At 65.3% G+C, this 15,032-nt stretch carries 11 protein-coding genes; 9 read left to right on the forward strand and 2 right to left on the reverse strand.

Annotation, left to right across the window (positions count from 1 at the left end):
- Positions 1–265 precede the first annotated feature (265 nt).
- The 8 genes from gbdR to BOH68_RS02145 all read left to right on the forward strand — a co-directional run bounded on the left by gbdR (position 266) and on the right by BOH68_RS02145 (position 11,581).
- Complete coding sequence (gene gbdR, locus BOH68_RS02110; RefSeq protein ID WP_240499605.1) at positions 266–1,555, forward strand: choline metabolism transcriptional regulator GbdR; 1,290 nt, start codon at positions 266–268, stop codon at positions 1,553–1,555.
- A 289-nt stretch (positions 1,556–1,844) separates the two neighbouring features.
- Positions 1,845–2,606: a monofunctional biosynthetic peptidoglycan transglycosylase gene (mtgA, locus tag BOH68_RS02115; RefSeq protein ID WP_077379047.1), complete on the forward strand. Its 762-nt coding sequence runs from the start codon at positions 1,845–1,847 to the stop codon at positions 2,604–2,606.
- 248 nt (positions 2,607–2,854) lie between these two features.
- A complete protein-coding gene (locus BOH68_RS02120) occupies positions 2,855–3,865 on the forward strand; it encodes a dipeptidase (RefSeq protein WP_077379049.1) in 1,011 nt (336 codons plus the stop codon).
- A 123-nt stretch (positions 3,866–3,988) separates the two neighbouring features.
- Positions 3,989–4,525, forward strand: a complete 537-nt coding sequence (locus BOH68_RS02125) for a DUF5943 domain-containing protein (protein ID WP_043333737.1) — start codon at positions 3,989–3,991, stop codon at positions 4,523–4,525.
- 266 nt (positions 4,526–4,791) lie between these two features.
- Positions 4,792–6,870 (forward strand): dimethylglycine demethylation protein DgcA, encoded by a 2,079-nt coding sequence (gene dgcA / locus BOH68_RS02130; RefSeq protein ID WP_077379051.1) that lies wholly within the window; start codon positions 4,792–4,794, stop codon positions 6,868–6,870.
- 32 nt (positions 6,871–6,902) lie between these two features.
- Positions 6,903–9,107 carry a (Fe-S)-binding protein gene (locus tag BOH68_RS02135; RefSeq protein ID WP_077379053.1) on the forward strand — a complete coding sequence of 735 codons (2,205 nt, stop codon included), beginning with the start codon at positions 6,903–6,905 and terminating at the stop codon, positions 9,105–9,107.
- Positions 9,104–10,618, forward strand: coding sequence for an electron transfer flavoprotein subunit alpha/FixB family protein (locus tag BOH68_RS02140; protein WP_077379055.1), 1,515 nt, complete (start codon positions 9,104–9,106; stop codon positions 10,616–10,618). Before BOH68_RS02135 ends, BOH68_RS02140 begins: the two co-directional genes overlap by 4 nt.
- Before the next feature lie 33 nt (positions 10,619–10,651).
- The gene (locus BOH68_RS02145) at positions 10,652–11,581 is read left to right on the forward strand and encodes a hypothetical protein (RefSeq protein WP_077379057.1); all 930 of its coding nucleotides are present in this window, start codon (positions 10,652–10,654) and stop codon (positions 11,579–11,581) included.
- A gap of 66 nt (positions 11,582–11,647) precedes the next feature.
- Here BOH68_RS02145 and BOH68_RS02150 read toward each other — a convergent pair whose 3' ends face one another.
- Positions 11,648–12,355 carry a DUF4174 domain-containing protein gene (locus tag BOH68_RS02150; protein ID WP_077379059.1) on the reverse strand — a complete coding sequence of 236 codons (708 nt, stop codon included), beginning with the start codon at positions 12,353–12,355 and terminating at the stop codon, positions 11,648–11,650.
- Between the two features lie 440 nt (positions 12,356–12,795).
- Between BOH68_RS02150 and BOH68_RS02155 the strand changes: the two genes are divergently transcribed.
- The gene (locus BOH68_RS02155; RefSeq protein ID WP_077379061.1) at positions 12,796–13,188 is read left to right on the forward strand and encodes a DUF4168 domain-containing protein; all 393 of its coding nucleotides are present in this window, start codon (positions 12,796–12,798) and stop codon (positions 13,186–13,188) included.
- A 97-nt stretch (positions 13,189–13,285) separates the two neighbouring features.
- Here BOH68_RS02155 and BOH68_RS02160 read toward each other — a convergent pair whose 3' ends face one another.
- Positions 13,286–14,875 carry a BCCT family transporter gene (locus tag BOH68_RS02160; protein WP_077379063.1) on the reverse strand — a complete coding sequence of 530 codons (1,590 nt, stop codon included), beginning with the start codon at positions 14,873–14,875 and terminating at the stop codon, positions 13,286–13,288.
- Positions 14,876–15,032 lie beyond the last annotated feature (157 nt).

Below are 15,032 nucleotides of genomic sequence, written 5' to 3' on the forward strand. Positions count from 1 at the left end.
CGAGAGGTGGACAACGCACGACGTCCAAGCAGTGATTCACGACACCCCTGACGTTATCGGACTCCTTCGGGTCGCATCCCGAGTCGCTCAAGCGAGAGATCACGATGATGGCTGTCATCACTGCTGGAATCGCCAGCCTTCCGGTCGATTCCCTGCTGAGTGCCAACAACGACAATATCGCGGACCCCCTGATCGCCGACTGATCCGGGTGAGGGCATTCATGCTCCGGTCTGCAACTCAGGCAGATAGCAAGAAGGAGTTCCCCATGGCACTGACCAGTGGCCGCATTGATCGCCCGCACGATCGCTCTCACATGACATCCGGCTTTTCCTCCGATTCCCGCCGGGCGGGGGCTCGCTCGCTGGGCCCTCAGGCCGGCGAGACACGCCAGCCGCAGACCATCGGCTTCCTGTTGCTCGACAGCTTCACGCTCATCTCGCTGGCCTCGGCGGTGGAACCGCTGCGCATGGCCAATCAGCTGGCTGGACGTGAGCTGTATCGCTGGTACACCGTGACCCTGGAAGGCATGCCCGTGCGTGCCAGCGATGGTCTGCAGGTCACGCCGGATGTGTCGGCCGAGACCTGCCCGGCGCTGGACATGGCCATCGTCTGTGGCGGCGTCGGTATCCAGCGGGCGGTGCAGCGCCCGCATGTCAGCTGGCTGCAGGCCCAGGCGCGCGCTGGCCGTCAGCTGGGCGCCGTGTGTACCGGCAGCTGGGCGCTGGCGCAGGCCGGGCTGCTGGAAGGTCACGAGACCAGCATTCACTGGGAGTGTCTGGCGGCCATGCAGGAGGCCTTCCCGCGCGTACCGCTGACCACGCGGCTATTCTCCATCGACCAGCAGCGTGCCACCGCCTCGGGCGGCACCGCGCCGATGGACATGGTATTGACCATGATCGCCCGCGAGCATGGCCGCGAGCTGGCGGCGGGCATCTCCGAGATGTTCATCTGTGACCGCGTGCGCGGCGAGCAGGACCAGCAGCGTGTACCGCTCAAGCACGTGCTGGGCACCACCCAGCCCAAGCTTCTGGAAATCGTCGCGCTGATGGAGGCCAATCTGGAGGAGCCCATCGGTCTGGACGAGCTGGCCCACTACGTGGATGTCTCGCGCCGTCAGCTGGAGCGCCTGTTCCAGCGCTATCTGCACTGCTCACCGTCGCGCTACTACCTCAAGCTGCGCCTGACGCGGGCGCGTCAGCTGCTCAAGCAGACGGCGCTGTCGATCATCGAGGTGGCCTCGGCCTGTGGCTTCGTCTCCACGCCGCACTTCTCCAAGTGCTACCGCGAGTACTTCGGCATGCCGCCGCGCGATGAGCGTATCGGTGGTGAGCGTCAGCCCGGCGTGTCGGACGTGCCGTGTCGTGCCGATGTCGATCATCAGCTGCACGGCGTGGCCAGTCTGGAAGGCGTACTGCATGGTGCCATCCATCAGTCGCTGAGCCAGACGACTGCCTCCTCGCCGCTGCATACCGCCGCCGAATCGCCGGTGTCCTCGGCGATCCTGGCGCTGGCCAATGCGCGTGGCGAGCCAACCTACGCAAGCGTCAGGCTCTGATCGCCATACACCTGCGTGACGGGATGACCCCTCGATGCCCCTGCCCTTCGGCCGGGGCATCTTGGTTTTCACAGGAGCCATCGGCGGGCTCTGGTACACTCGAGCGCTGCATGAGGCAGTAGCTGACAACAAGGGCTGGGAGACGGGATGACCCGTCGTGATCAGCCACGACACGCGCGACAGGGGACGGCGAGGGATGGCACGAACACAGGGGCAGAAGACCCGCGATGGGCAATCGGCACGCCGCGGCGCGACACGCAGGCCGGCGGGGTCCGTGAAGATGCGCCCGATGGAGCGTCTGCGCTGGCTGGCGGTGTGGGCATTCAAGATCGTCGCCTGCTGGATGGTGGCCTGTGTCGGCCTGGTGGTGTTGCTGCGCTTCGTGCCATTGCCGGTGTCGATGGTGATGCTGGAGAAGTGGGGCTACAGCCTGGTCTCGGGGGCGCCGATGGCGCTCCAGCATGACTGGGTGCCGATGGAGGAGATTTCCCGCAATGCCCGGCTGGCGGTGATCGCCTCGGAAGACCAGAAATTTCCCGATCACTACGGCTTCGATGTCGATCAGATCGTCAAGGCCATCGATGCGCGCCTGGCCGGTGAACGGCTGCGCGGGGCCAGCACCATCAGCCAGCAGACCGCCAAGAATGTCTTCCTGTGGAACGGGCGCAGCTGGGTGCGCAAGGGGCTGGAGGTCTGGTTCACCATCCTGATCGAGGTGATCTGGCCCAAGGAGCGCATTCTCGAGGTCTATCTGAACGTCGCCGAGTGGGGCCCGGGGGTGTTCGGTGTCGAGGCTGCGGCCGAACATCACTTCAATACCGATGCCGCCAGCCTGTCCGCCTACCAGGCCAGCCTGCTGGCGGCGGTACTGCCCAATCCGATTCGCTTCAATGCCGGCAAGCCCTCGGCCTATATCCAGCGGCGTGCCAGCTGGACGCGGCGCCAGATGAACAATCTCGGCATGGGCTATCTCAAGCGGCTGGAACAGCCGCGTGGCTGGTTGAGCTGGGACCTGCTGCCTTCGCTGAAGGAGCTGTCCCCCGCGCACTGACCGGCGTGACGGTACACCATCGGCTGTCCCACGACGCCCCGGCTCTCTCGAGTCGGGGCGTCGTCGTTTCAGAAACGACAGTCCTGACGCGATTCGGTAGCCACGCGTCGCATCTGGCGTCAGAGGGGGAAGAGGGCAGGACTATGCTGGCACAGCCTGCTGGAGATCGTGTTCCGGCAGACCCTGTCCGCCGGGTACGGGCAGTGACCTGACTTCCAGAGCCGCCTGCCCAGCGCCGGAGCGACATGATGTCCGAATTCTCCTCCTCCTTCGGTGGGTCCGATGCGGCCCGCGCCCTGCACGATGACAGCATCGTCATCGATGGTCTGGTGATCGCCAAGTGGCAGCGCGAGCTGTTCGAGGACATGCGCAAGGGCGGTCTGAGTGCGGCCAACTGCACCGTCTCGGTCTGGGAAGGCTTCCAGGCGACCGTCAACAACATCGTCAAGAGCAACCAGCTGATCGCCGAGAGCAGTGACCTGGTCTGCGTGGCGCGCACCGCCGCCGACATCCGCGCCGCCAAGGCCGCGGGCAAGACCGGCATCATCTACGGCTTCCAGAATGCCAACGCCTATGAAGACCAGATCGGCTATGTCGATGTCTTCAAGCAGCTCGGCGTGGGCATCGTGCAGATGTGCTACAACACCCAGAATCTGGTCGGTACCGGCTGCTACGAGCGCGATGGCGGCCTGTCCGGCTTCGGGCGCGAGATGGTCGCCGAGATGAACCGCGTCGGCGTGATGTGTGATCTCTCCCACGTCGGCTCGAAGACCTCCGAGGAAGTCATCCTCGAATCGAAAGTCCCTGTCTGCTACTCCCACTGCGCGCCGGCCGGTCTCAAGGACCACCCGCGCAACAAGTCCGATGCCGAGCTGCGCTTCATCGCCGAACACGGCGGCTTCGTCGGCGTCACCATGTTCACCCCCTTCCTCCGGGCTGGCGTCAACGCCACCGTCGATGACTACGTTGAGGCCATCGAATACGTGATGAACCTGGTCGGCGAGGATGCCATCGGCATCGGCACCGATTTCACCCAGGGTCACGGTCAGGACTTCTTCGAGTGGCTGACCCACGACAAGGGCTACGCCCGTCGTCTCACCAACTTCGGCAAGATCGTCAATCCGGAAGGCATCCGCACCATCGGCGAGTTCCCCAATCTGACCGAGGCGCTGCTGCGTCGCGGCATGAGCGAGCACCAGGTGCGCAAGATCATGGGCGAGAACTGGCTGCGCACGCTGGAAAACGTCTGGGGCGGCTGAGTCTGCCTGCCTGGGCCTTTTCTGGTTCGCTCTTTCTTGATCGCACTTTCGTGATCTCTCTCCTGATCTCTTTCTTGAACTCTCTTTTGCATCTCCCTTTCAGCCCCTTTTGAGGACACCGACATGAGCAAGATGGCCCCTGAACTGCCGATCGAGGTGGATAGCGAGACCGGCGTCTGGACATCGGACGCACTGCCGATGCTGTACGTGCCGCGTCACTTCTTCATCAACAACCATGTCGCGGTGGAAGAGGCGCTGGGCGTGGAGAAGTACGCCGAGATTCTCTACCACGCCGGCTACAAGAGCGCCTGGCACTGGTGCGAGAAAGAAGCCGAGCTGCACGGCCTGGTCGGGGTGGAGGTCTTCGAGCATTACATGAAGCGTCTGTCACAGCGCGGCTGGGGTCTGTTCATCACCGAGGAGATCGATCTGGAGCGCGGCACCTGCAAGGTACGCCTGGAGCACTCCTGCTTCGTCTATCAGCAGGGCAAGACCGGCACAAAGCTTGAGTACATGTTCACCGGCTGGTTCGCCGGCGCGATGGACCAGATTCTGGCCGCGCGTGGCAGCGAGCTGCGCACCGTCGCCGTCCAGACCCAGAGCGGTGGTGAGGAAGGCTGTGATGTGGGGTATTTCGAGGTCGCTCCCGGAACAGTGTGACGTTTTCAGATCCGCCACTCTCTATTCCATGGCTCGGGTCAAGGCCCAGGCCCGGCCCAGGCAAAAGGCAAAAGCCGGCTGCCCGATCCTCTCTCTGTCACGACACTCACCACACACACAACAACGACAACGCAACGCCTGAGCGCCGCCTTTCCTGACATGCAAGACGCCTGACGCCGCCCGCCGCCACGAGCCCCGACTCGAGGCGGCGGGCAGGCCAGGCCGGCGTGACAAGGCGGCGCTCTCCCCGGCGAGGAGCTTTCACCATGGCATTCGACGCACTCTTCCAGCCGATCGAGATCGGCAAGCTGACCATCCGCAACCGCGTCGTCAGTACCGCCCATGCCGAGGTGTATGCCACCGATGGCGGCATGACCACCGAGCGCTACGTGCGCTACTACGAAGAGAAGGCCAAGGGCGGGTGTGGCCTGTGCATCTGTGGTGGCTCCTCGGTGGTGTCCATCGATAGCCCGCAGGGCTGGTGGAGCTCCGTCAACCTGTCGACTGATCGCATCATTCCGCATTTCCAGAATCTGGCCGATGCCGTGCACAAGCATGGCGGCAAGATCATGATCCAGATTACCCACATGGGCCGTCGCTCACGCTGGGACGGTTTCGACTGGACCTCGCTGATGTCGCCGTCCGGTATCCGCGAGCCGGTGCACCGCTCCACCTGCAAGACCATCGAGGTGGAAGAGATCCAGCGCATCATCGCCGACTTCGCCCAGGCGGCGCGGCGTGCCAAGGAAGGCGGCCTGGATGGCGTCGAGCTGTCCGCCGTGCACCAGCACCTGATCGACCAGTTCTGGAGCCCGCGTGTCAACAAGCGCACCGATGAGTGGGGCGGCAGCTTCGAGGGCCGCATGAAGTTCGGTATCGAGGTGCTCAAGGCGGTGCGTGCCGAGGTCGGTGATGACTTCGTGGTCGGCATGCGCATCTGTGGTGATGAATTCCATCCCGATGGCCTGTCGCATGACGACATGAAGCAGATCGCGGCCTATTACGACGCCACCGGCCTGCTCGATTTCTTCGGCGTGATCGGCTCCGGCTGTGATACCCACAACAGCCTCGCCAACGTCATTCCCAACATGTCCTACCCGCCGGAACCCTTCCTGCATCTGGCCTCCGGCATCAAGGAAGTGGTCAAGATTCCGGTGATCCACGCCCAGAACATCAAGGACCCCAATCAGGCCGAGCGCATCCTGGAAGGCGGCTATGTCGACATGGTCGGCATGACCCGCGCGCACATCGCCGACCCGCACATCATCGCCAAGATCAAGATGGGCCAGCTCGACCAGATCAAGCAGTGCGTCGGTGCCAACTACTGCATCGACCGCCAGTACCAGGGGCTGGACGTGCTGTGCATCCAGAATGCCGCGACGTCACGCGAATACATGGGCCTGCCACACGAGATCGAGAAGACCAGCGGCCCGGTGCGCAAGGTCGTCATCGTCGGTGGCGGTCCGGCCGGCATGGAAGCGGCCCGCGTGTGTGCCGAGCGTGGCCATGCCGTGACGCTCTTCGAGGCGAAGGAAGAGCTGGGTGGCCAGATCACCACGGCTTCCAAGGCACCGCAGCGTGACCAGATCGCCGGTATCACCCGCTGGTATCAGCTGGAGCTGGCGCGTCTGAAGGTCGATCTGCGCCTGGGTACCCGCGCCGATGAGGCCACCATCCGTGACCTGCGCGCTGACGTGGTGATCCTGGCGGTGGGCGGCCGTCCGTTCATGGAGCAGTTCGAATCCTGGGGCTACGACGAGGACCCGGCCAAGAGCCTGATCGTCTCTTCCTGGGACGTGCTGGACGGGCGTGTCGCGCCGGGCAGCAACGTGTTGATCTACGACAGCATCTGCGAATTCTCCGGTGTCTCGGTGGCCGATTATCTGGCCACCAAGGGCGCCAGGGTCGAGATCGTCACCGATGACATCAAGCCGGGGGCGGCGGTCGGCGGCACCACCTTCCCGACCTATTACCGCAGCCTGTATGCCAAGGAAGTCGTGATGACCTCCGACATGGTGCTGCATGAGGTCTACCGCGAAGGCGAGGGGCTGGTGGCGGTGCTCGAGAATGAATACACCGGCACGCTGGAAGAACGCGTCGTCGACCAGATCGTGGTCGAGAACGGCGTGCGCCCCGATGAAGCGCTCTACTACGCCTTCAAGGACGGCTCGCTCAACAAGGGCCAGATCGACGTCGAGTCGCTCTACGCCATCAAGCCGCAGCCGTGCCTGAGTCAGGCCACCGACGGGGATGATTACCTGCTGTTCCGTCTCGGCGACTGCAATGCACCGCGCAACACCCACGCCGCCATCTATGACGCCCTGCGCCTGTGCAAGGATTTCTGATCGCGTCTGACACATCGGTGGGAGGTTTGGCTATGAACGAAACAGTGTTGTCGGTGTTGATCTTCGCCGCCTTGGCGCTGGCCGCCATCGGTGCGGTCAAGCGCATCGGCCTGTGGCGCCAGGGGCGGGCGGATGCCACGTCCATGAGCGTGGGAGAGCTGATCGCGAGCCTGGCCAAGGTGCCGCGCCGCTACGGGGTGGACCTGCACCACGTGGTCGCGCGGGACCGCTACATGGCCAATACCCACGTCGCCACCGGCGGTGGCTTCGTGGCCGCGGCGCTGCTGATGGTGGTGGTCTACGGCTTCGGCATCGACTCCGCCTGGCTGGGCGTCTTGCTGCTGCTGGCCAGTGGCGCGATGTTCGCTGGTGCGCTGTTCGTGCGTCGTCGTCGTCTCGACCCGCCGGCGCGCCTGTCGCGTGGTCCGTGGATGCGTCTGCCAAAAAGCCTGCTGGTGTTCTCTGCCAGCCTGTTCGTGATGAGTCTGTCACTGGTGCTGCCGGAAGGCGTCGGCGGCATGATCTCCGGCGGTATCCTCGGGCTGGTGCTGGTGGCGGGGATCGCCTGGGGGCTGCTCGAGATGATCGTCGGCATGACCGGTGGCGGCTCGCGCATCACCGGGCCGATGAAGCATGCCTTCGCGGGCGCGCTGCATCTGGCCTTCCATCGGCGTCCGGGGCGTTTCAGCACCCGTGACAGTGCCGGCATCCGCGATAGCGCGCTGCTGCCGCTGGATCTTTCCAATCCCGAGGCACCGCTGGGCGTCGGCAAGCCTGCCGACTTCAACTGGCGTCAGCTGCTGGGCTTCGATGCCTGCGTGCAATGCGGGCGCTGTGAAGCGGTGTGTCCGGCCTTCGCGGCCGGTCAGCCGCTCAATCCCAAGAAGCTGATCCAGGACATGGTGGTGGGCATGGCGGGGGGCAGCGATGCCGCCTACGCTGGTTCGCCCTATCCGGGCGATGAGCCGAAGCGCGCGCCCGGCCAGCATGGCGGCGGCCCGCAGCAGGCCATCGTCGGGGCATCGCCGCATGCTCGCCCGGCAGGTCAGGCAGCGTCTTCCGGACCGATCCAGATCAAGGCGGCTCCGGGCGCTGCGGGCAAGCCGGCAGACGCCGACAAGCTGATCCACGAATTCACGGTACTGGTCGAGCCGGAAACCCTGTGGGCCTGCACCACCTGTCGCGCCTGCGTCGAGGAGTGCCCGATGATGATCGAGCACGTCGATGCCATCGTCGACATGCGGCGCCACATGACGCTGGAGCAGGGCGCGACCCCGGGCAAGGGCGTCGAGGTGCTCGACAATCTGATCGCCACCGACAACCCGGGCGGCTTTGCGCTCGAGGCGCGCCTGCACTGGGCGGCGGATCTCGACCTGCCGCGCATCGCCGAGGTTCAGGCCGCCCGCGAGGCGGCGCGTGATCCGCGTCCTGTGGAAGCGCTGCTGTGGCTGGGCGACGGTGCCTTCGACATGCGCAACCAGCGCACGCTGCGCGCCTTCGTGCAGGTGCTGCGCGCGGCCAGGGTCGATTTCGCCATCCTCGGTGCCGAGGAGCGTGACAGTGGCGACGTGGCACGCCGTCTGGGTGACGAGGCGACCTTCCAGTCGCTGGCCACCCGCAATATCGCCACCCTGTCGAAGTACCGCTTCGCGCGCATCATCACCTGCGATCCGCACAGCTTCCATGTGCTGGGACGTGAATATGCCGCCTTCGGTGGCGACTACCTCGTCAATCACCACACCAGCTACATGAATGAGTTGCTGGCGGCGGGACGTCTGAGTCTCGATGCCACCAGACTGGCCACGCTCGGCTCGGTCACCTGGCATGACCCCTGCTATCTGGGCCGCTACAACGGGGAATTCGAGGCGCCGCGTACCCTGCTGGCGGCACTGGGACTGGAAGTGCGCGAGATGCAGCGCTCCGGCTTCCGCTCACGCTGCTGTGGTGGCGGCGGTGGCGCGCCGGTGACGGACATTCCCGGCAAGCAGCGTATCCCCGACATGCGCATGGGCGACGTGCGCGAGACCGGCGCCGAGGTAGTGGCGGTGGGCTGCCCGCAGTGCACCGCGATGCTGGAAGGCGTGGTGGCGCCGGCGGGTGAAGCCGAACCCCAGGTGCTGGATCTGGCGGAGCTGATGGCGCGGGCGCTGGTAGCGGATGCGTCCACTCAGGGCTTGTCCACGCAGGGCTTGGCGACGTCGACCACGCAGCCCACTGACGCGGAGGTGGTGGCATGACGATCCCCGTCGATCCACAAGCAACCGAGCATCCACACCCATCTGAGCGCGAGCCACTGCCACGCCGTGACCCGCGCCTGGAGCAGCAGGCACGCAATCGTCTGCACCCGGAGCATCTCAGCGCGCTGCAGGCGCTGGGCCGAGGCGCGGCCACTCCTCAGGAACGCTGGATGGGCCCGAAGGGCGTGATGCGTCGCAATCCCCATGTCGGCCACTTTATCGCTGCCAATGGTCGCAAGCGCATCGACCGCAGTGGCCGCTCCGGGCCTGCCGCGGCAGGTGCCGGTCAGGCCTCCGTCGTTGCCAAGGCGCGCGTGCTGCCGCTGGTCGAGATCGCATCACCTGCCTTCCTGATCGCGGTGGTGCCGGACATGACCGGCGGGCGACTCTCGAGTCACGACCGCGATGTGCTGGGGCTGGCGCGTCAGATCGCCGATGCCGACCCCGCCCATCTGGGGGCGGTGTTGGCCGTCACCTTCGGCACCTTGCGCGAGGAGGGTGACGCCGCCGACAGTGTCGGACTCGGTGCGGCAGGTGCCGATCGCTGGCTGCACTTTGCCGACAGTGTCCACGATGGTTACGCGCCGCTGGCCCAGCTGGCGGAGCTTGAGGCCATTGATACACGCCTGGCACCACGGCTGTGGTTGCTGCCGGAATCCCGCACTGGCGGCGGTGAGCGTGGCCGACGTCTCGGGGCGCGCCTGCTGTGCACGGGCGATGCGCTGGCGCGGCCCAGCGGCAATGTCTATCAACTCGAGGGCGAGCTTGCGGCCATCGGGCGTGGCGAGCTTGCCGAGGTGAACGTCACCGGGCGCAGCGGCAATGGTCAGCAGGACCTGACCCGCGCGCTGACCCGTATCCTGCTGTGCGAGGCGGAATGCGCCGAGCCGGTGGAAGATGTGCGCCACGCCGCGCTGCCGCTTGAGTGGGAGGCAGCCAGCACCGCGCACGCCGTGCCAGACGTGATCGAGGATCTTGGCCCGGTGGCGGTCGATCCCTCCGCGATCGCGCTGGGCGAGGCCGAATTCATTCTCTCGGCGGGCAACGGCATTCGCGACTGGGATGGCTTCCACCGTGCCGCCAGCCTGCTGGGGGCCACCGAAGGCGCCTCGCGGGTGGCGGTGGATGACGGCTTCATGCCGCGTGCCCGTCAGGTCGGCGCCACCGGTACCTGGGTGACGGCGCGGGTGTACGTGGCGGTGGGCATCTCGGGGGCCATCCAGCATCTGCAGGGCATCCAGCGCTGCGACAAGGTGGTGGCGATCAATCTCGATGGCGGCTGTGACATGGTCAAGCGCGCGGATCTGTCGGTGATCGGCGATGCCGGGGCGATCCTCGCCAGTCTCTGTCAGCAGCTCGAGGCCGAACGCGGTGCCGGTGGTGACGCCCAGGCGGCAGGTGGTGCCTCGGCGGCGGGTCAGTCGTCTACTGCGCCCGCCATGTCCTCCAACCCGTCCTCCAACCCGTCATCCAGCCCGTCATCCGCCACGCTTGCCGCCGACGCGGCCTGAACTCGCGCCTGCGACAGGAGAAAGGAGAAGGACATGAAGGCAGATCATTCGTCCATTGCGCAGCAGGCCTCGGAACCGCTTGAGGTCGTGAGTCTGGTATCGCTGGGGCAGCACCCGGTCTCGGGGCGTCTGCGGCGCGCAGAGCAGGATGCCCGCGCCCTGGAACTGTGTCTGGCGCTGGAGCGTCAGTCGGCACCCGGTGCCGTCAGCCTCAGCGCCTGGCACGCCAGTGGCAGCAAGATCGCGCCCGGTAGCGAGCAGGACCAGGCGCTGCGTGGCTATCTGGGCATGGGCCTGGAGTCGTTGACGCTGGTGACGCCTGACTCTCTTCAAGCTGAACCGCTCAAGGCTGTCGATTCGTCGCTCACGGCTGTCGATCCGCAGGCGGCGGCTGCCGATCAACCGGTCATCGATGTCTGGCCGCTGCTGGTGACGCGCCTCAAGCAGGCGGCACCGCAGCTGGTGGTGTGCGGTGGCCAGAGTGAGACCGGCGAGGGCAGTGGCCTGCTGCCGCATCTGCTGGCGGAGAGCCTCGGCTGGCCGCTGGTGGAGGGTATCGTCGCGATCGAGAGCTGCGATGGCGCGCATCTCACCGCCTTGCAGGCCCTGCCGCGTGGCCAGCGGCGGCGACTGCGGGTGAAGCTGCCGGCACTTGTCAGCGTCGATGCCGCCGCGCCGGCGGCACGTCAGTCGGCCTTCGCGCAGGCGCGGCGCGGTGAACTTGCCTCACTGGCCAGCGGTGAGCTTGCCCATGACGCGGTGGCCGAGGCCTTCGGCGTGGCGCCGGCTCGCAAGCGACCCAAGCGCTTGAAGCGCATCAAGGCGACCAGCGCGCGGGACCGCTTCAAGGCCGCGGCCGCCAAGGCCGAAGGGGGTAGCGGCAAGCGTCTGGAAGGCGTGAGTGCCGAGGAGGGCGCGGCGGAAATCCTCAAGCTGCTGCGCGAGGAAGGCGTGCTGCGCTGAAGCTGCGCAGACATGAAAACGCCCCTGTCAGCTCGGCTGGCAGGGGCGTTTCGTCGTTCAGGCGTGTCATTCATCCCACTGCCAATCCTCGTCATCCAACGGCGCGGGCGAGGTATGTTCCTCGCTGCCCGAGGAGGTCTGACGGGTGGCCTCGCCGGCTTCGCGCTGGCGCATCGGCATGCTGTCGATCACCTGATAGATCTGGTCCGGTGCGACGAACCCCTCCAGCTGCATCTTCTTGCCGCCGTCCTTGCCGATCAGGATGACGGTGAAGGGCGCGCCCTCGCGCAGCTGCATGGCATCACGCAGGGCACGAACCTCCTCGAAGCTCATCGGCACGCCATCATGGATGCCGCGCGTGCCCATCAGCGTATAGAGCGTGACATCGCGCTGCTGCATCTCGCCACGCGTGGCGCGCAGCTCATCGCGCTGGCGCTCCAGCTCACGGTCCTGTTCATCCGGCGCGACCAGCACCAGCGAGCGACGGTTCCAGGTCTCGCCCAGCAGCGGGTTGGCGGCGGGGTCGACGTTGGCGGCGGTCATGGTGGTGTCTACCGTGTCTGGTGGAGAGGGCGGTGGCGGCGCACCTGCGGAAGTCTCGGCGGGCGCATTCAGCTCCGGATTCTCATCCAGCAGGCTGAGGGCCTGGGCGGGGAGACTCGTGAACAGTCCGGCCAGCAGGCACAGACTCACTCCTCGGGCGAATGCTGCCCGGACAGCGATGTGGTGCGGCAACGAGCGGCGCGAGGGCGAAGACGGCGTATATCGGGACATGACAGTCCTCCGGCGGCGTGGGGCAAGAATGCAGGACAGTCCGGCATGGGACCGCAACGCAGGGGCCTGATGTCAGGTTATGTCAGTCTGCACCAGTTTGCCGACCTTGTGCAGGCGGTTTGTGTGGTACTGCACGGGGCGATATATCAGCGGTAACTGCACGGACATGACGCCTGCTGTCTGACAGGATGGCTGCCAGATGAGGGAAAGTGTCTGCATGATCTTTCTCGGGCAACTCGGTGCTTGTATGGGTGTCCAGCTCGCAGGAGGCCTGCCATGCGGGGCTTGGTGGTCTTTGCGTTGCTCGTTTGCGACAGTTGTATCCAGAGTTATCCGAATGTTTTTCAAACAGTTACACGAAAGATTGAACATCCGGCCGTGGTGTCCGTCTGAGTTGGTGTAATCACTTTTTGATGATCAATGAATGACTGGAGGTTGCAATGAAACGGATGACTGCATACATGACGGCTGCCCTGATCTCTGCGGGCATGATGTCTGCGCCGGCGTTCGCTGCTGACGCACCGGCCCAGGGTCAGGCTCCTGCTCAGGCGACACAGGCTCAGGCCGGTGACTTCAGCGATGCGCAGTTGGAACAGTTCGCTGCTGCCTCCCAGGAGATCGCACGCATTTCCCAGGATTTCGCCGGCAAGCTGCAGGAAGCTGACGACGAGACCGAAAAGCAGAGCGTCCGTCAGGAAGCCAATGACGAGATGGTCAGCGCGGTCGAGGACTCCGGTCTGGAAGTCGCGACCTTCAACTCCATCGGTCAAGCGGTGCAGAACAACCCGGACCTGATGAAGAAGGTTCAGAAGCTGGCTCAGGAAAACTCCTGATCTTGCCTGGATGACGTTCGGGTCATCCAATGAAAACGCCGCCCCCGGTTGCCGGGGGCGGCGTTTTTTTGTGCTCATGATCCGTCAGCGCCGCATGTCAGGCGCCGGTGACCGGTCGGGCGAGCGCGTCCTGCGCCTTCCTTTCCTGCATCAGACCACGGAACAGCGAATAGCACATCACCAGCAGTACCAGCGTGAACGGCAAGCCTGTCGCGATGGCACCGGCTTGCAATGAGCCGAGTGCGGCACTTCCCCCGCCGTACAGCAGGGCACCGGCAATCAGTCCCTCCATCGCCGCCCAGAAGACTCGCTGGCTGACCGGCGCATCCACCTTGCCGCCGGCAGTGATCGAGTCGATCACCAGTGAGCCGGAATCCGAGGACGTGACGAAGAACACCAGCACCAGCAGGATAGCGATGAAGGACGCCACGCCGGATAGCGGCAGGTTGTCGAGCATCTGGAACATGGCCAGTGACACGGAATCGATGCCGTTGGCCAGCGCGCCGACCCCATTGATGGCCTGTTCCAGCGCCGTGCCCCCGAAGACGGACATCCACACGATGGTGACGAGTGTCGGTACCAGCAGCACGGCGGTGACGAATTCGCGCACCGTGCGGCCGCGCGAGACGCGTGCGATGAACATGCCGACGAACGGCGACCAGGAAATCCACCACGCCCAGTAGAAGACGGTCCAGCCGTGGAACCAGCTCTCGTCCGGGCGATCGATCCAGTTGGACAGCGGCAGCAGGTATTGCACATAGCTGAGTGTCGTGGTGCCAAGTCCCGTGAGGATGGCCAGCGTTGGCCCGAAGATGAGGATGAAGATGATCAGTACGGCGGCGATGATCATGTTGATGTTGGAGAGCAGCTTCACCCCGCCATCCAGGCCGCGACTGACCGAGTAGATGGCGACCAGGGTCACCAGGATGATGATCGCGATCTGGGTCGGCAGGCCATCGCCGATGCCGAACAGGTAATCCAGCCCCGATGCCGCCTGGGCGGAGCCCAGCCCCAGCGACGTCGCCAGCCCGAAGATGGTCGCCAGCACGGCCAGAATGTCGACGACATGCCCCATCCAGCCCCAGGTGCGCTCACCGAGTATCGGGTAGAACGCCGAGCGGATGGTCAGCGGCAGGCCCTTGTTGTAGGTGAAGAAGGCCAGCGACAGGCCCACCACGGCGTAGATGGCCCAGGGATGCAGGCCCCAGTGATACATGGTGGCACCCAGCGCGGCGCGTGCGCCCTCCGGCGTGCCGGCAGGCGCATTCAGCGGCGTGCCGTACCAGTCGGTGTAATAGGCCACCGGCTCGGCGACGCTCCAGAACATCAGACCGATGCCCATGCCGGCGGCGAACAGCATCGCGAACCACGAATGCGTCGAGAACTCGGGAGTCGCCTTCTGGCCGCCCAGGCGCAGCTTGCCCACCGGATGCACGATCAGCAGCAGGCAGAACAGCACGAAGAGGTTGCCGGCCAGCATGAACAGCCAGTCGCCATGTGCGATGGACCAGGCCTTGGCGCCGCCCAGGGCACTTTCCGCGCCCGCGGGGAAGACGATGGCAAACAGGATGAAGCTGACGATCAGCACGGCGCTGATCGCGAAGACGGGGTTATGCACATCGAGACCCATGACCTGGACATTGTCCTGGCCGATCTCGTAGTCCGTGTCATACGGATTCGATGACATGTGGTGACCTCATGTTGTTATTGGTGTCGCCATCCGAGCAGGGCGGGTGGGGCGAGTCGAGGCGTTGTCGCGGGTGTCTCCCGTGGCTGCGATGAGGGAAGGGGGTGGAGTGGCAATCCGGAGCGCGGTGGCGAGTCTGACTGCGGGACAGGTCGCC

It is taken from the genome of Cobetia sp. MM1IDA2H-1, assembly GCF_002916775.2.
GTDB lineage: Bacteria > Pseudomonadota > Gammaproteobacteria > Pseudomonadales > Halomonadaceae > Cobetia > Cobetia marina.